At 68.8% G+C, this 15,447-nt stretch carries 16 protein-coding genes and 1 tRNA gene; 14 read left to right on the forward strand and 3 right to left on the reverse strand.

Annotated features, from left to right (window positions below; translation table 11 throughout):
• Positions 1-42 precede the first annotated feature (42 nt).
• The 10 genes from FHS74_RS01455 (at position 43) to FHS74_RS31260 (ending at position 7,367) form a co-directional block, all read left to right on the forward strand.
• Positions 43-1,497: a serine hydrolase domain-containing protein gene (locus FHS74_RS01455; protein ID WP_246462845.1), complete on the forward strand. Its 1,455-nt coding sequence runs from the start codon at positions 43-45 to the stop codon at positions 1,495-1,497.
• Positions 1,498-1,573: 76 nt separating this feature from the next.
• Positions 1,574-1,870, forward strand: coding sequence for a nucleotidyltransferase family protein (locus FHS74_RS01460; protein WP_184796772.1), 297 nt, complete (start codon positions 1,574-1,576; stop codon positions 1,868-1,870).
• Entirely contained in the window at positions 1,870-2,229 is a 360-nt protein-coding gene (locus tag FHS74_RS01465) for a HepT-like ribonuclease domain-containing protein (protein WP_184796774.1), read from the forward strand. Before FHS74_RS01460 ends, FHS74_RS01465 begins: the two co-directional genes overlap by 1 nt.
• Positions 2,230-2,324: 95 nt before the next feature.
• Positions 2,325-2,858 (forward strand): dihydrofolate reductase, encoded by a 534-nt coding sequence (locus tag FHS74_RS01470; protein ID WP_184796776.1) that lies wholly within the window; start codon positions 2,325-2,327, stop codon positions 2,856-2,858.
• A complete protein-coding gene (locus FHS74_RS30830; RefSeq protein ID WP_184796778.1) occupies positions 2,858-3,517 on the forward strand; it encodes an elongation factor P hydroxylase in 660 nt (219 codons plus the stop codon). The genes FHS74_RS01470 and FHS74_RS30830 overlap by 1 nt, the downstream gene beginning before the upstream one ends.
• Before the next feature lie 153 nt (positions 3,518-3,670).
• Positions 3,671-5,119, forward strand: a complete 1,449-nt coding sequence (locus FHS74_RS01480; RefSeq protein WP_246462846.1) for a pyridoxal-phosphate dependent enzyme — start codon at positions 3,671-3,673, stop codon at positions 5,117-5,119.
• A 55-nt stretch (positions 5,120-5,174) separates the two neighbouring features.
• The gene (locus FHS74_RS01485; RefSeq protein WP_184796780.1) at positions 5,175-6,368 is read left to right on the forward strand and encodes a trans-sulfuration enzyme family protein; all 1,194 of its coding nucleotides are present in this window, start codon (positions 5,175-5,177) and stop codon (positions 6,366-6,368) included.
• A 198-nt stretch (positions 6,369-6,566) separates the two neighbouring features.
• Entirely contained in the window at positions 6,567-6,785 is a 219-nt protein-coding gene (locus tag FHS74_RS01490; RefSeq protein WP_184796782.1) for a hypothetical protein, read from the forward strand.
• A 76-nt stretch (positions 6,786-6,861) separates the two neighbouring features.
• Positions 6,862-7,089: a hypothetical protein gene (locus FHS74_RS01495; RefSeq protein WP_184796784.1), complete on the forward strand. Its 228-nt coding sequence runs from the start codon at positions 6,862-6,864 to the stop codon at positions 7,087-7,089.
• Complete coding sequence (locus FHS74_RS31260; protein WP_184796786.1) at positions 7,086-7,367, forward strand: type II toxin-antitoxin system RelE/ParE family toxin; 282 nt, start codon at positions 7,086-7,088, stop codon at positions 7,365-7,367. Before FHS74_RS01495 ends, FHS74_RS31260 begins: the two co-directional genes overlap by 4 nt.
• Positions 7,368-7,369: 2 nt before the next feature.
• Here the strand turns inward: FHS74_RS31260 and FHS74_RS01505 are convergent, their stop codons facing one another.
• A complete protein-coding gene (locus tag FHS74_RS01505; protein ID WP_184796788.1) occupies positions 7,370-8,050 on the reverse strand; it encodes an MT-A70 family methyltransferase in 681 nt (226 codons plus the stop codon).
• A gap of 108 nt (positions 8,051-8,158) precedes the next feature.
• On the reverse strand, positions 8,159-9,064 hold the full coding sequence (locus FHS74_RS01510; protein WP_184796790.1) for a uracil-DNA glycosylase: 906 nt from the start codon (positions 9,062-9,064) through the stop codon (positions 8,159-8,161).
• A gap of 185 nt (positions 9,065-9,249) precedes the next feature.
• Here FHS74_RS01510 and FHS74_RS01515 point away from each other — a divergent pair, with 185 nt between their 5' ends.
• The 3 genes from FHS74_RS01515 (at position 9,250) to FHS74_RS01525 (ending at position 13,772) form a co-directional block, all read left to right on the forward strand.
• Entirely contained in the window at positions 9,250-10,911 is a 1,662-nt protein-coding gene (locus FHS74_RS01515; RefSeq protein WP_184796792.1) for an electron transfer flavoprotein-ubiquinone oxidoreductase, read from the forward strand.
• Positions 10,912-11,127: 216 nt separating this feature from the next.
• Positions 11,128-12,795 (forward strand): tetratricopeptide repeat protein, encoded by a 1,668-nt coding sequence (locus tag FHS74_RS30235; protein WP_246462847.1) that lies wholly within the window; start codon positions 11,128-11,130, stop codon positions 12,793-12,795.
• Positions 12,796-12,875: 80 nt separating this feature from the next.
• Complete coding sequence (locus FHS74_RS01525) at positions 12,876-13,772, forward strand: 4-(cytidine 5'-diphospho)-2-C-methyl-D-erythritol kinase (RefSeq protein ID WP_184796794.1); 897 nt, start codon at positions 12,876-12,878, stop codon at positions 13,770-13,772.
• Positions 13,773-13,778: 6 nt separating this feature from the next.
• Here the strand turns inward: FHS74_RS01525 and FHS74_RS01530 are convergent, their stop codons facing one another.
• On the reverse strand, positions 13,779-14,792 hold the full coding sequence (locus FHS74_RS01530; RefSeq protein ID WP_184796796.1) for an SEL1-like repeat protein: 1,014 nt from the start codon (positions 14,790-14,792) through the stop codon (positions 13,779-13,781).
• Between the two features lie 162 nt (positions 14,793-14,954).
• Here FHS74_RS01530 and FHS74_RS01535 point away from each other — a divergent pair.
• Positions 14,955-15,029, forward strand: a tRNA-Gln gene (locus FHS74_RS01535).
• Positions 15,030-15,447: the final 418 nt, after the last annotated feature.

Genomic DNA, 15,447 nt, shown 5'->3' on the forward strand with positions numbered 1-15,447 from the left:
GATGAATGAAGCGGGGACGCGATGCGGTGGGCGGGATGGTGGATGGGTATTGGGGCGGCGGTCGCGCTGACCGCCCTGCCGGCGGTGGCGATGGCCCAACCCAAGGCGGTGGCGGCATCCGCCGCGGCCGACCCTCTCGCGGCCCAGGTGGACGCCTTCCTGCAAGCCCAGATGCGGGCGGGCGGCATTCCCGGGATGCAGGTGGCGGTCATCCAGCACGGCCGCCTGGTGCTGTCGCGCAGCTATGGCATCGCGAATCTCCAGACCCCGGTGCCGGTGACGGCGGAGACCATCTTCGCCGTCAACTCCATCACCAAGGCCTTCACCGGCGTCGCCGCGATGCGCCAGGTGCAAGAGGGACGCCTGGACCTCGATGCGCCGGTGGGCCAGTACCTGGCCGACCTGCCCGCCGCCTGGCGCCCCATCACCATCCGCCAGCTGCTGACCCACATGTCGGGCCTGCCCGACATCAACCGCGCGCCGGGCGACCGGGATGAGCGCGTGGGGGGCGACGCCATCTGGGCCTGGGTCCAGGCCCAGCCCATGAAGTTCACCCCCGGTGAGCGCTTCGATTATTGCCAGACCAACTACACCCTGATCCAGCGGGTGGTGGACGGGCTGACGGGCCAGCCGCCCGATACGCCCATCAACGGCTGGGAGTTTGAGGCGGCGGGCATGACCCACACCGCCTATGGCGACAGTGGCATGGTGACACCGGGCAAGGCGGCGGGATACCGCAACAGCTATGCGCCGGGGCCGGACGGCGCGCCCGTCGCCACGCCCCACCCGGTTTATGAGCTGTTCCGTCCCATGCATCGCGCCTCCTCCGGCCTGGACAGCACGGCGGAGGACATGGCGCGCTGGATGATCGCCGTCAGCCAGGAGCGATTGCTGGATGCCGACAGCCTGCGCCTGCTGTGGACCCCGGCCCGCTTCAACGACGGCCGCGCGAGCCAGTGGGGCCTGGGCTGGGTGGTGCTGAACCGGGGCGACCACCGCGCCGTGGGCATGACCGGCGGCAGCCGCTCCGCCTTCTTCCTCTATCCCGAGGACGATGTCGGCGTTGTCATCTTGACCAACCTGTCCGGCGCCAATCCGGAGGACATGATCGACCAGGTGGCCGCCTTCTACGGCGCCAAGCTGACGGGTGTCGCGGCGCTCAGGGCGGAGTTGCAGCGCCGGGGCTATGACCAGGCCGCCGCCCTCTATGCCGAGTTGAAGGCCAAGGACCCGGCCTTCCAGGTGGAGGAGGCGGAACTGAACGACTGGGGCTACCGCCTGCTCAGCAACGGCCAGCCCCGGAACGCCCTGCCGCTGCTGAAGCTGGTGGCTGACCTGTTCCCCGCCAGCGGCAACGCCCAGGACAGCCTGGCCGAGGCGCTGGCCGCCACCGGCGACAAGGCGGGGGCCATCGTGGCCTACCAGCGCTCGCTGGAGCTGGACCCGAAGAACACGAACGCGGAACGGAGGCTGGTGGCGTTGAAGGCGGGCGGGTGAGGGGGCATGGACAGGACCGGGCCGGGGACGTAAATTTACGGTGTGCCCGCAAATTGGATCAGCGATCCCAGTCCTGATGAACCGTGACCACGCCATACGTCTGTTGAAGCAGCACGAACCGGAATTCCGCCGTGCCGGCATCGGCGCGCTGTTCCTGTTCGGGTCGGTCGCGCGGGGTGAGGCGACCGACACGTCCGACGTGGATGTCTTTTTCGACCTGGACCAACCGCAAGGCTTCACCCTGTTCAGCCTGGCGGCGGTGCAGGAGCGCCTGCAGGACATTCTGGGCGCGAAGGTGGACATCATGACCCGCGAGGCCATCCACCCCCGGCGGCGCGGTCGGATCGAGGCGGATGCGGTACGTGTGTTTTGATGTCCGACAGCCCGGCCGTCGACATCTTACTGGACATTCTGGAGCTGATCGCCCGGATCGAACGGCAGGTTGCGACGCTGGACCGGCAAACGTTCCTGAACGACATGGACGTCCAGGATGCCACCGCCTATCGCATCCTGGCCATTGGGGAGGCATCCAAGGATCTGGATGAAGCCTTGAAGGCCCGGCATCCGCAGGTGCCGTGGCGGCAGGTTCTCGGCATGCGCAATCTGCTGATCCACGAATATTTCATGCGGGAAAGCGCCATCCTGTGGGAAACAGTCAAGGTCGGATTGCCCACACTGGCGGACGTTTGCCGCGTTGAGCTGGCCCGGGCGGGCTGGCGCCCCGCTGACTGACGCACCCCCGCCCTTTGATCTTCCGCATTCTCCGGCACGGCGGTTTGCCGTAAAACCGCAGGCCTTGAGCGTTCATCAGCCAGGCCCGCGCACCCATGACCGATCCCGCCGCCATCCCCTTGGCCCTCATCGCCGCCGTGTCGACCAACAACGTCATCGGCGTGGAGAACCGCCTGCCATGGCGCTTGAAGGGGGATCTGAAGTATTTCAAGGAGATGACCCTGGGCAAACCGGTGGTCATGGGCCGGCGGACGTGGGAGAGCATCGGGGCCAAGCCGCTGCCGGGCCGCACCAACGTCATCGTCACGCATAAGCAGGACTACCGCGCCCAGGGCGGCGTGGTGTGCCACAGCCTGGACGCCGCCATCGCCCAGGCCCGCCTGATCGCGGCGGCGGATGGGGCGGCCGAGGTCATGGTCATCGGCGGGGAGCTGCTGTTCGCCACCGCGCTGAAGACCGCGCACCGGCTGTACCTGACCGAGGTCCACGCCAACCCCGAGGGCGACGCCTTCTTCCCCGCCTTCGACCGGGCGGAGTGGCGCGAGGTGTCGCGCCGCGACGTGCCGGCGCTGGAGGTGGCGGTCGATCCCGCCCCCGCCCACAGCTTCGTGGTGCTGGAGCGCGCCTGATGATCCTGACGCCCATCCCCCTGGAGGATTTGCCGGCCATCCTGGACGATTTGCGCCGCCGCATGCGGGCCGAGGTTCCGGCCGTGCCGCGCCTCGCGGTCGAGGTGTTCGAGCGCATCGCCGCCACCCTGGAGCTGGTGCCCATGGGCGTGGACACGCCCCAGCACCGGGCGGCCGGCATCGCCCTTGCCCATCGCTTCGGCATAGCGACCATTGATGAGCTGCCCATGCAGGCCTACAGCTGGGACGGGCACGCCATCCGTACCCAGAGCGAATCCTACGTCCTGATCCATGAGATCGGGCATTGGCTGGTGGCGCCGCCGGAGCGCCGGGGGCTGGTCGATTTCGGCCTGGGCGCCGGGCCGGAGACCGGCCGCATCGCGGAGGCCAACGCCGCCATCTGCGTCGACCTGGAAACCCAGATCGAGGAGGAGGCCCTGTCCTCCCTCATCGGCATCCTGTGGGAGGTGGAGCTGGGCCAACCCGCCATCCTGGCCTTCCTGGAGCAGAACTGGCTGGAAGGCTGGGACCGTCCCGCCTGCATTGACAATCTGGCGGCCAACCTGGCCAATTTGCATCGGCGGGGTTTGATTGATGCGAATTACCGCCCCGTGGCGCCAGAACATTTCGAAGTAATGGGGCGTGTCGCAAGCTTGTAATATGGTGCATTGCGGCAAAAGCAATAGGCCCCGCCGCCAAATGGAACGCGCGGCGACAGAACGGCCATAAGTCCCTATACTGACGGGGGATTGTCAGGCCCAGGGCCATCGGTCACTGTTTTGTTTAACAAACAGACCGAGAGGGTTGCCCCAATGTCGATCGCGCACGCGTCGTCCGCCCCTGTTCCGTCCACCCCTACCCCAGCCGCCCTTGCCCCGTCCCCTGACAGCCCCGGCGATGCCGGCCCCGCCATCCTGTCCCTGATCGGCAACACGCCGCTGATCCGCGTCACCAAGGTCGATACCGGCCCGTGTGAGCTGTACCTGAAGCTGGAGAACCAGAACCCCGGCGGCTCCATCAAGGACCGTATCGGCCTCGCCATGGTGGAGGGGGCGGAGAAGTCCGGCCGCCTGAAGCCCGGCGGCACGGTGGTGGAGGCGACGGCCGGCAACACCGGCTTAGGCTTGGCCCTGGTCTGCGCCGCCAAAGGCTATCGCCTGGTGCTGGTCATCCCCGACAAGATGGCGGCGGAGAAGATCAACCATCTACGCGCGCTGGGCGCCGAAATCCACGTGACGCGCAGCGATGTGGGCAAGGGCCATCCCGACTATTACCAGGACATCGCCGAGCGGCTGGCCGGGGAAATCCCGGGTGCGGTCTACATGAACCAGTTCGCCAACCCCGACAACCCGGCGGCGCATGAGCGCTGGACGGGGCCGGAGCTGCTGCGCCAGATGGACGGGCGCTTGGACGCGGTGGTGGTGGGTGTCGGCTCCGGCGGCACGCTGACCGGTCTCGGCCGCTATTTCCGCGCGGCCAGCCCGCGCACCCGCCTGGTGCTGGCCGACCCCCAGGGCTCCATCCTGCGCGACCTGGTCAAGACCGGCCGCCATGACGAGCCCGGCAGCTGGGTGGTGGAGGGCATCGGCGAGGATTTCGTGCCGCCCAACTGTGACCTGCAGTTCGTGGACGACGCCTATACGGTGCCCGATTCCGAAAGCCTGAACGCCGCCCGCGAGTTGCTGCGCAAGGAGGGCGTGTTGGGCGGGTCGTCCAGCGGCACGCTGTTCGCCGCCGCGCTGCGCTATTGCCGGGCGCAGACGGTGCCCAAGCGGGTGGTCACCCTGGTCTGCGACACCGGCAACAAGTACCTCTCCAAGATGTTCAATGACGGCTGGATGGCCGACCAGGGCTTCCTGCCGCGTGAGCGGACGGGTGACCTGCGCGACCTGATGACCCGGCGGGTGGACAAGGGGCAGGTCGTGACCGTGTCCCCTGACGACACCCTGCTGACGGCGTACAAGCGCATGCGCATCGCCGACGTCTCGCAGCTGCCGGTGATGCAGGGCGGCCGGGTGGTGGGCCTGCTGGACGAGTCCGACCTGCTGCTGCACGTGGAGCCCGACCCCAGCCGCTTTCGCGGGCCGGTCAGCGGGGCCATGACGGCGCGGCTGGAAACCGTGCCGGTGACCGCCCCCATCGGCGTGCTGGACGGCATCTTCAGCCGCAACATGGTGGCCCTGGTCACCGAGGACGACGCCTTCTTGGGATTGCTGACCCGTGTCGACCTGCTGAACCATCTGCGGCGTCAACTGGGCTGACCCGCCCTACCGCTCCGCTCTTCTCCCCCTCCCGGTCTTCCCACAAGGAACCCCCATGGCCGACGACAGCCCCACCCGCGCCCTTCCCAACCAGCGGGCCTTCGCCACCCGCACCGTGCACGCGGGGCAGGAGCCGGACCCCAGCACCGGCGCCATCACCGTGCCCATCTACGCCACCTCGACCTATGTCCAGGAAAGCCCCGGCGTCCATAAGGGCTATGAGTACAGCCGCAGCCAGAACCCCACCCGCATGGCCTATGAACGCTGTGTGGCGGATCTGGAGGGGGGCGTGCGGGGCTATGCCTTCGCCTCCGGCCTGGCGGCGGAGGCGACCATCCTGGAACTGCTGGACGCTGGCAGCCACATCATCGCCATGGACGACCTTTACGGCGGCACCTACCGGCTGTTCGAGCGGGTGCGCAAACGGACCATGGGCCTGTCCGCCAGCTTCGTCGACATGACCGACCCGGCCCGGCTGGAGGCGGCGCTGACCCCCAACACCCGCATGCTGTGGGTGGAGACGCCGACCAATCCGCTGTTGAAGCTGGTGGATCTGGAGGCGGTGGCCGCCTTCGCCCGGCGGCATGGCCTCATCGCCGTCTGCGACAATACCTTCGCCACGCCCTACGCCCAGCGCCCGCTGGAACTGGGCTTCGATGTCGTCGTGCACTCCGCCACCAAGTACCTGAACGGTCATTGCGACATGGTGGGCGGTGTCGCCGTGGCGCGGGAGGAGGGGGCGGTGGCGGAGCGCCTGGGCTTCCTGCAGAACGCGGTCGGGGCGGTGGCCGGTCCCTTCGACAGCTTCCTGGCCTTGCGCGGCCTGAAGACCTTGTCGCTGCGCATGGAACGGCACGGGTCCAACGCCGCCGCCATCGCCCAGTGGCTGGAGCGGCACCCGGCGGTGGCGCGGGTGCGCTATCCCGGCCTGGCCAGCCATCCACAGCATGACCTGGCCCGGCGCCAGATGCGCGGCGCCGGCGGCATGGTCTCCGTCAGCCTCAAGGGCGGGCTGGGCGCCGCCAAGCGCCTGCTGGAACGGACGGAGCTGTTCTCCCTGGCCGAAAGCCTGGGCGGGGTGGAAAGCCTGATCGAGCATCCGGCCATCATGACCCATGCCTCCATCCCGGCGGAGCTGCGGGCGGCGGCGGGCATCGATGACGGCCTGGTGCGCCTGTCCGTGGGCATCGAGGATGTGGACGATCTGATCGCCGACCTGGATGCGGGCCTCAACGCTACCCTGGCCTAATCCTGTGGCCTAATCCGGCGGCCTAGACCTGTCGGTTGTGGCAGCCTAACCTTTTGCCACATGGTCTTTGCCGCGAAAACGCGGCATTCCCATGCGATGTTGTTGTGTCATCGTGCCCATGAAGTCGGCGCTGGGAAATCGGCCCCGGGAAATCGGGAAGCCGTTCTAATGTTTGGCAGTTTGGCTTGAGGTTAGGCGATGCGGCGTCTGTTCGGTTCTGATGTGAAGCGGGCCCCCGCTCATCGGGGCGCCTCCGGTGGGCGCGTGGCCAACCCCGCGTCCGACATCGATTACCTGCCCCTGGGCCTGACGGCGGAGCAGATGGCGGCGCTGGAAGAGGCCTTCCTGGAAGAGCAAGCCGCCACCCGCGCCACCGGCCGCAAGGCCGGCCTGTTCTGGGGACGGCGGGGGCGCTGAACCGAGCCCGCGTCTCGACACGGCATAGCGTCGATGCCATCTTCAGTGGGCCTGGCCATTACCTGGAGTATCGGCGATGACCCGCTTACTTGAACAAGCCGTTGAAGCGGTGCGCGTTTTGCCGGACGCGGTTCAGGACGAACTCGCCCACGTCCTTCTCCAACTTGCTGGCTTGGATCAGGCGGCGGTCGAGTTGACGGATGAGGAGATGGCGGGGCTGGAGGAGTCGCTGGCTCAGGCTGAGCGCGGTGAGTTTGCCAGCGATGAAGAAATTCAGGCGATTTGGGCCAAGCACGGTCTATGAAGGTCCGTTATACGCCGGCGGCCGGCGCCGAACTTGCGGCGATACTGGATTATATTGACGAGCGCTCGCCATCGGGGGCTCGGAACGTCAAGCGCAGGCTTCAGGATATTGTCGCCATATTGGCGGCCCACCCTTACGTCGGGCGCCTCACGAAGCGCCCAGGCATTCGACGCGCGGTGGCCACCCCATACCCGTACCTGATTCTCTATCAGGTTATGGGGGACAGTATCGTCATCCACGGCTTCCGCCACACGGCCCGGCGCCCGAGCGAAGACTGAGCCTACTCCGCCGCCGCGACCCGGCGCTGGGTGGCGGAGTTGTGGGCGTAGGTGTCCCAGGTGGGCTCGTAGCTCTCATCCGCCTGGTTGCCCCACACGGTCCATTTGGGACGGGCGCCGCGGGCGAACATTTCCAGATAGGGGCCGGGGCTGCACGCCTCGATCAGCTCGTACTGCTCATCGGGTTTGCGCGAATGCTCGCGCTTGCGGGTGCCCAGGTAATTCACCTGGGTGCGGCCGGGGTCCAGCGTGCGGGCGTTCTTGCCGCGCACGCCGAACAGGATCAGTTCTGTGACGTTGCGGAAGTAGAAGCCCACGCCCCGCCCATCGGACCCGCCGTCCTTGCGCAGCTTATGCCACACCAGGTTGGTCTTGTACTGGAAGCCCCAGGCCTGCATGACCTGCAAGCCCTCGGGCAGCAGGGCGTTGGGCACCCACAGGTACAGGTGTGCCGTGTCGGCCAGCACCTTGGACACCGGCAGGGCGCAGATCTCCTCCACCGACATGGTGCCGTAGCGCGACAGGCGGTGATGCTCCGGCGCCATCTTGCCGGTGCGGTTCACGAATCGCCAGGGCGGGTCGGCCAGCACGGTGGCGAAGCGCTTCTTGCCGGCCGTGGCCAACAGATCGCGCGCCGGGTCCAGGGCAGACGTGGGGGAGGGGGCATCCAGGGGGGAAGTCATCGGGCCATGCTGCCTATTGCGGTCCGGCCCGTCAATGAGTGGCCTGGGAACATAGATAGAACATGGGGGCTGCCAAAACGCAAGGCCGGCCCCCGATCGGGACGGGTGTCAGGGTCGCGGCGGCAGGGCGTCCAGCTTCTGGCGCAGCGACAGCAGGTCCCGCCAGGTTTCGCGCTTCGCCCCCGGGTTGCGCAGCAGGTAGGCGGGGTGCAGCAGCGGCAGGGCGGGCAGCGGCCGGGTCAGGCCGGGGCTGCCATAGTCGAACCAGCGGCCGCGCAGGCGGGTGATACCCTCCGTCTTGGCCAGCAGGGTCTTGGCCGAGATGCCGCCCAGGAAGACCAGGATATCGGGGTCCGCGATCTCCACATGCCGCTGCACGAAGGGCAGGCAGGCCGCGATTTCACTATCCGTCGGGTTGCGGTTGCCGGGCGGGCGCCAGGGCAGGACGTTGCTGATGTAGACCGCCTTGCCCGGATCCTCGGCATGGCGGTCCAGGCCGATGGCGGCCAGCATCCGGTCCAGCAGCGCGCCGGCGGGGCCGACGAAGGGCTTGCCCTGCCGGTCCTCCTGTTCGCCCGGCGCCTCCCCCACCAGCATGATTCGGGCCTTGGGGTTGCCGTCAGCGAAGACGGTGGAGGTCGCGGTTTGGCGCAGCGGGCAGCCATCGAACGACAGCAGGGCTTTGTGAAGATCCTCCAGCGTGGTGGCGGCCATGGCGGCGCTGCGCGCGCTGGCGCGCACCTCGTTCGCCCCGAAGGGGGCGGCCGGGGGGCCATCGGTGGCGACGGCTGGCGGGATGGCCGGCGGCGGGCTGAAACTTTTTTCCGGCGGTGTTGCCGCGCGGCCAGGGGCGGGCGCACCCGCGGGCGGGCGGGCGGGGGCGGCGTCGCGCGCAGTAGGCGTCCTGCGGCTGGCCACGCGGGTCCAATCCGTCGGCTGGTCGTTGATCGCTTCGTCGGCGCCGATCTCGACCAGCCAGGCCAGATCCGCGACGGCATTTGCCGTGTCAATCATGATTTGACCCTACCATCGCCGTTGTGTTTCTTCATCAACCGCATGGGGCGGACGCGCGCGAAAAGGGCGTCGCTCCCCGCATGGCTAGGGCCCATCCGCAAAAGGGCCCTGAAGCGTGAATGCGCTTGGTGAAGAGAGCTAGGGACCGCCGCACCGGTAACCAGGGAAGAAGAAGGCGCAAGGACATGGAACGGGAGTCGATGGAGTATGACGTCGTCATCGTCGGCGCCGGCCCCTCGGGGTTGTCGGCCGCGATACGGCTGAAGCAGCTGGCCGCCGCCGCGGACACGGAAATCAGCGTCTGCGTCATCGAAAAGGGGTCGGAGGTGGGCGCCCACATCCTGTCGGGCGCTGTCATCGATCCCATCGCCTTGAACGAGCTGATCCCCGATTGGAAAGAGAAGGGCGCGCCGCTCAACACCCCCGTCACCGACGATCGCTTCTACATCCTGACCGAGGTCGGCTCGGCCCGCATCCCCAATGCGCTGCTGCCGCCGCTGATGAACAACCACGGCAACTACATCGTCAGCCTGGGCAACGTCTGCCGTTGGCTGGCGGGCCAAGCGGAAGAGCTGGGGGTCGAGATCTATCCCGGCTTCGCCGCGGCCGAGGTGCTGTACCACGACGACGGGTCGGTCAAGGGCATCGCCACCGGCGACATGGGCATCGGCAAGGATGGCGAGCCGACGGACCGCCACACCCCCGGCATGGAGTTGCACGGCAAGTACACGCTGTTCGCCGAGGGCGTGCGCGGCAACCTGTCCAAGGAGCTGATGGCCCGATACAACCTGCGCGACGGTGTCGACCCGCAGAAGTACGGCCTCGGCATCAAGGAGCTGTGGCAGATCGATCCGGCCAAGCACAAACAGGGCCTGGTGTTGCACAGCCAGGGCTGGCCACTGGACACCAAGACCGGCGGCGGCTCCTTCATGTACCACCTGGAGGACAATCAGGTGGCCATCGGCTTCGTGGTGCACCTGAACTACACCAACCCCTACCTGTCGCCGTTCGAGGAATTCCAGCGCTTCAAGCAGCACCCGCTGATCCGCCCCTATCTGGAGGGTGGCAAGCGCCTGTCCTATGGCGCCCGCGCCATCAATGAGGGCGGGCTGCAGTCGGTGCCCAAGCTGACCTTCCCCGGCGGCGCGCTGATCGGCTGTTCCGCCGGCTTCGTCAACCTGCCGCGCATCAAGGGCAGCCACAACGCCATGAAGACCGGCATGCTGGCCGCCGAGGCGGCGTTCGAGCGCCTGGCGGCGGGCGGCGAGGGCCATGACGAGCTGACGGCGCTGGAGACCAAGTGGCGCGAGAGCTGGGTGTTCCAGGACCTGTACAAGGTGCGCAACGTGAAGCCCAGCCTGAAGCACGGCCTATGGCTGGGCACGGCGCTGGGTGGCCTGCACATGTGGCTCAACGACCTGAAGCTGGGCTTCCTGGTGGGGTGGACCCAGCATCACGGCAAGCCGGACCATGAAAGCCTGGTGCCGGCGGCGCAGGCCAAGAAGATCGTCTATCCCAAGCCCGATGGTGTCATCAGCTTCGACCGCCTGTCCTCGGTGTTCATCTCCAACACCAACCATGAGGAAGACCAGCCGTCGCACCTGAAGCTGAAGGATCCAACGGTCCCCATCGCCTTCAACCTGCCGACATATGACGAGCCGGCGCAGCGCTACTGCCCGGCCGGCGTGTACGAGGTGACGCGCGACGACAACGGGCAGAACCCGCGCTTCGTCATCAACGCGCAGAACTGCGTGCACTGCAAAACCTGCGATATCAAGGACCCGACCCAGAACATCAACTGGACGGTGCCGGAGGGCGGCGGGGGCCCCAACTATCCCAATATGTGATGCGGTATGTGAGCCTGCGGCTGAGAAGGCGCCCCACCCCGGGCGCCTTTCCCGTTTCTGGCGGGCGTGGTTGTTCCGCGCGCGTTTACCGATTAGCTTGGGGCCGCAGGGCCCCCGCCGACGACGGGCGGGGGCGCATTCCTTGAGAAACGGCGGCATCTCGTGCAGTTTTTGCGGCGGACATCATCACGGATCATACTGGCGGGCCTGTGGGCCATGGCCTGTGGCGGTTCCGCCTGGGCGGCCAAGGCGCCGGAACAGCCGGCCGGTCCCGATCCCCTGTCGGCCTTCGTCGCCGGCAAGGTGGCGCAAGGGGCGGGGGACTGGACGGCGGCGGCCGACTTCCTGGCGCTCAGCCTCAAATCCGACCCCGATGACCTGACCCTGCTGCGCCGCGCGGTGCTGATCAATGTCGGCCTCGGCCGCACCAAGGTGGCGCTGCCCCTGGCCAAGCGCCTGGTGGCGGCCAAGGACGGCAACCCTGTGGCCCTGACCCTGCTGGCGGCCGACGCCGTGGCGGCGGGGGACGAGGCCGCCGCCCTGCAGGCCATCGACGCCCTGCCCAAGGACGGCCTGGGCACCTTCATGCGGCCCCTGGTTACCGCCTGGGTCAAGGCGCGCAAAGGTGATTGGCCGGCGGCCAAGGCGGCGCTGGAGCCGCTGGTGGCCCAGCCTTCGTTCCGCGCCATGGCGGCCCTGCACGCCGCCCTGATTGAGGATCTGGCGGGCCATGAGGACGCGGCCCGTACCTGGTACGCCCAGGCCGGGGACGGCGGGCAGGTGCTGCGCGTCGCCATGCTGCGCGCCAATTTCGAGATGCGCGCCGGCCACCCCGACCAGGCGCAGGCGGCGGTGGCCGCCATCCTGCAAGCGGACCCCCGAGGTCCCATGGGCGATGCCGCCCGGGCCGCGCTGGCCCGGCCCCATCCGGCCCGGATGGTCGCCACCGCCACCGAGGGCCTGGCGGAAGCGCTGTTCGATGTGGCCGCCGCCATCAACCAGGAAAAGGTGGCGGAGGTGGCGCTGCTCTACACCCGGCTGGCGCTGCATCTGGATCCGTCGCTGGCCCCGGCCCGCATGCTGGCGGGCGAAACCCTGTCGGAGCTGGACCGGGACGGCGAGGCGGTGGCCGAATACAACGCCGTCGTCACCGAACTGGGCATGAAGGTGGGAGAGAAGGCGGACGCGGGCCTGCTGTGGGCCGCGCGCCTGCGCCAAGCCGACGCGCTGGCCCGCCTGAAGAGAACGCCGGAGGCGGCGACCATCCTGAAGGCCATGGCGGCGGAGCGGCCGGACCGCAGCGACGCCCTGGTGCGCCTGGGTGATCTGCTGCGCGCCGACAACAAGCTGGCGGAGGCGCTCACCGCCTACAACCAGGCCATCGACCGGCTGGGCGGCCATGCCAATGGCGGGGACTGGTTCCTCTACTACGCCCGCGCCACGGTGCAGGACCAGATGGGCCACTGGCCGGAGGCGGAGTCCGACCTGCTGCGCGCCCTGCAGCTGCAGCCCAACCAGCCGGGCGTGCTGAACTATCTGGGCTACGCCTGGTCGGAGCGGGGCGTGAAGCTGGACCAGGCCCGCCAGTTGCTGGAACAGGCGGTGAAGCTGCGCCCCAACGATGGCGCCATCGTCGACAGCCTGGGCTGGGCCAAGTACCGCGCCGGCGATGTCGGCGGCGCGGTCGATCTGTTGGAGCGGGCGGCGGAGCTGAAGTCCCGCGACCCGGCCATCAACGACCATCTGGGCGACGCCTACTGGGCCAGCGGCCGCCGGCTGGAGGCGCACTATCAGTGGCAGCGCGCCGTTCGGGAGAACCCCGAGGACACCCTGAAGGCGGCCCTGGAAGAAAAGCTGAAGCGCGACCCCGCCGCCGCGCGGTAAACTGACCCCGACTGTCCGTTCAATCATCTCCCCGTTCGGTTCGTCCCCGCCGTTCGGTTCGTCCCAAGGAATCCAGTCCCGTGACCACGGTAAGTGCCGCCGCCGCCGCCAAGCTGAACCTCTACCTGCATGTCCTGGGCAAGCGCCCCGACGGCTATCATGAGCTGGACAGCCTGGTGGTGTTCGCCACCGCCCATGATCTGATCACCGTGACCGAGGCGCCGGGCTTCAGCCTGGCAATCGACGGCCCCTTCGGCAGCACCCTGGTGGCGGAAGGCACTGGTCGCAACCTGGTGTCGCGCGCCGCCCACGCGTTGGCGGAGGTGCTGGGCCGCGACCCGCACGTCGCCATCCGCCTGACCAAGAACCTGCCGGTGGCATCGGGCATCGGCGGCGGATCGGCCGATGCCGCCGCCACGCTGAAGGCGCTGGCCCTGCTGTGGGGCGTGGAACAGGACGACGCCCGCCTAGTGGAACTGGCCCCCACCCTGGGTGCCGACGTGCCGGTTTGCCTGTTCGGCCGCACCGCTTACTTCGGTGGCGCGGGGGAGCAGGTGGTGGCGGGGCCGCGTCTGCCGGCGACGGGGCTGCTGCTGGTGAACCCCGGCGTGCACATGCCGACCAAGGATGTCTTCGCCGCCCGCGCCGGCGCCTGGTCCACCGCCGGCCGGCTTGAGCGCGACCCGGTGGACGTCGCCGACTTCGCCCGGTTGCTGCGGGCGCGGGGCAACGACCTGGGTGCCGCGGCGGAAAGCCTGTCGCCGGCCATCACCGACGTGCTCGCGGCGTTGGACGCCACGCCCGGCTGTCTGCTGGCCCGTATGTCGGGCAGCGGCGCCACCTGCATCGGTCTCTATGCCGAGGTCGAGGCCGCGGCCGCGGCCGCGGCCTTGATCAACCGCGTGCGTCCCACCTGGTGGGTGAAGGCCGCCGCCCTGCTGCCGGAGGTCCCGGCGGCCGAGGTTGTGGCGGACTGAGCTGTTCTACCGGCTGAGCCGCGCCAGCAGATCGCGGCTGGGCCAGCCATCGGGCGCGGGCGCGGCGTCATCCCAGGCGACGGGGTGTGCTGCCTCATAGGCCAGGATGGCATTGGCGGTTCGCGCGCCCATGCGGCCGTCGGCCGGGCCCATCAGGTAACCCAACCGCCGCAAGCGCACCTGGATCAGCCGCAAGCCGTCCGGGCCGACGGCGGCGGGCGGGGTGCGCGGCTGGCCGGGCACGGGCCTGGGCGCCGGCTTGACCGTGGCCGGGTCCTGCGGCTGCGCCGCGAGGCCGACGCCCACCACCACGGGTGATCGCCCGCCCCGTTTCAAGCGCTCCAGGGCCCGGACGGCATCGCCATCCCCCCTGGCCGCGGCCTGTTCGTACCAGCGCGCGGCGGCGGCGCGATCGGGCCCCCCACCCACGCCGCGTTCATACAGGTCGCCCAGCCGTTCCAGCGCCAGCACCAGGCCGCCGTCGGCGGCGCGGCGGTACCAGTCGGCCGCCTGGCGGGCATCCGCCGGCACGTCCACCCCCTCGTCATACAGCAGGCCCAGGTCGAACTGCGCCTGGGCGTCGCCCAGGTCGGCCGCGCAGCGGTACCAGGGCAGGGCCGCGGACACATTCTCCGGCCAGCCCATGCCGCCGGCTTCGAGATCGCCCAGGGCGACACAGGCACGCGCGCGGATGCGCCCGTCCTGTGCCGTCGCGGCCAGCCGGTACCAGGCCCGGGCACGGACCATGTCCGCCGGCCGGTCGAAGGGCACGTCGCCATAGGCGTCGGCCAGGTCCAGCTGCGCCTGGGCATCCCCGTCGCGCGCCCGCGCATCAAGGTCCCGAAGGTCGGCGGCGGCGCCCGCCGGTGGCGGCTCCGGTTTTGGTTCCGGCGGCGGTTCGGCCGGGGCCGCCAGCGCGTGGGCCGCCAGCAGCAGAACGGCCAAGCCGGTGGCGTGGAACAGACGACGCGGGCGGGCGGGCGGCATGGGCGAGACCAGGCGGGGTGAAGGGCCCGTCATAGTGCCATGACCGGGGAGGGAGGAAAGGGGCGTTGAACCGGCGGGGTCCACCCGGTGGAAAGGGGCCGATGGAAGAGGATGACACGCGCGGGGCGATTTGGGGCGTTGCGTCGGCCGGGCTTTCTGATTATGGTGCCGCCCTCCCCGACGGGGGCCCGGTGATGGGGCGTCGCCAAGCGGTAAGGCAGCGGATTTTGATTCCGCCATGCGGAGGTTCGATCCCTCCCGCCCCAGCCATCTCCCTGCATGCACTTCGTCAGACGCCTGAATCCGGGTCGGTTCCGTGCGCGTGGGGCAGCCCCAGACTTGTTTGTTGTGGTGCAATTTCCCCGTGTCGTGTCGTCGTCCGCGTGGGCATGCGCTTGCCGGTGCCGATTTTCGGCGGGAGCCGCTGCGGCACTCGCGCGCCCGGGATGTCGTGTCAGGATTCGTCAAATTTTATGTATCACCTGCGCCCCTTCCAAAGTATTATTGCCGCAAGGATAGGTTTGCCCGTGAAGGGGGCCCATCCCAAGGGTTAGCGGGATATTGAATTGGCCAAAGTATCGGCCATGATATCCTATGGTAAAGGTTGCGCGCGGGCGGTTCAGGTCCTGTGGCCTGCCCCTCGCGCGGATCCGGGGTTGGGTTCGGGTCTCTTCGGGCTCCAAGGCTT

Source organism: Nitrospirillum iridis, from assembly GCF_014205765.1.
GTDB lineage: Bacteria > Pseudomonadota > Alphaproteobacteria > Azospirillales > Azospirillaceae > Nitrospirillum > Nitrospirillum iridis.

What these genes read in the sequence shown, in the direction of transcription:
- FHS74_RS01495 (WP_184796784.1), top strand. Translation starts at nt 6,862, where the DNA reads ATGACCCGCTTACTTGAACAAGCCGTTGAAGCGGTGCGCGTTTTGCCG.
- FHS74_RS01460 (WP_184796772.1), top strand. Translation starts at nt 1,574, where the DNA reads ATGAACCGTGACCACGCCATACGTCTGTTGAAGCAGCACGAACCGGAA.
- FHS74_RS01470 (WP_184796776.1), top strand. Translation starts at nt 2,325, where the DNA reads ATGACCGATCCCGCCGCCATCCCCTTGGCCCTCATCGCCGCCGTGTCG.
- FHS74_RS01455 (WP_246462845.1), top strand. Translation starts at nt 43, where the DNA reads ATGGGTATTGGGGCGGCGGTCGCGCTGACCGCCCTGCCGGCGGTGGCG.
- FHS74_RS01515 (WP_184796792.1), top strand. Translation starts at nt 9,250, where the DNA reads ATGGAACGGGAGTCGATGGAGTATGACGTCGTCATCGTCGGCGCCGGC.
- FHS74_RS30235 (WP_246462847.1), top strand. Translation starts at nt 11,128, where the DNA reads ATGGCCTGTGGCGGTTCCGCCTGGGCGGCCAAGGCGCCGGAACAGCCG.
- FHS74_RS01480 (WP_246462846.1), top strand. Translation starts at nt 3,671, where the DNA reads ATGTCGATCGCGCACGCGTCGTCCGCCCCTGTTCCGTCCACCCCTACC.
- FHS74_RS01530 (WP_184796796.1), bottom strand. Translation starts at nt 14,792, where the DNA reads ATGACGGGCCCTTCACCCCGCCTGGTCTCGCCCATGCCGCCCGCCCGC.
- FHS74_RS01485 (WP_184796780.1), top strand. Translation starts at nt 5,175, where the DNA reads ATGGCCGACGACAGCCCCACCCGCGCCCTTCCCAACCAGCGGGCCTTC.
- FHS74_RS01510 (WP_184796790.1), bottom strand. Translation starts at nt 9,064, where the DNA reads ATGATTGACACGGCAAATGCCGTCGCGGATCTGGCCTGGCTGGTCGAG.
- FHS74_RS01505 (WP_184796788.1), bottom strand. Translation starts at nt 8,050, where the DNA reads ATGACTTCCCCCCTGGATGCCCCCTCCCCCACGTCTGCCCTGGACCCG.
- FHS74_RS01465 (WP_184796774.1), top strand. Translation starts at nt 1,870, where the DNA reads ATGTCCGACAGCCCGGCCGTCGACATCTTACTGGACATTCTGGAGCTG.
- FHS74_RS01490 (WP_184796782.1), top strand. Translation starts at nt 6,567, where the DNA reads ATGCGGCGTCTGTTCGGTTCTGATGTGAAGCGGGCCCCCGCTCATCGG.
- FHS74_RS31260 (WP_184796786.1), top strand. Translation starts at nt 7,086, where the DNA reads ATGAAGGTCCGTTATACGCCGGCGGCCGGCGCCGAACTTGCGGCGATA.
- FHS74_RS30830 (WP_184796778.1), top strand. Translation starts at nt 2,858, where the DNA reads ATGATCCTGACGCCCATCCCCCTGGAGGATTTGCCGGCCATCCTGGAC.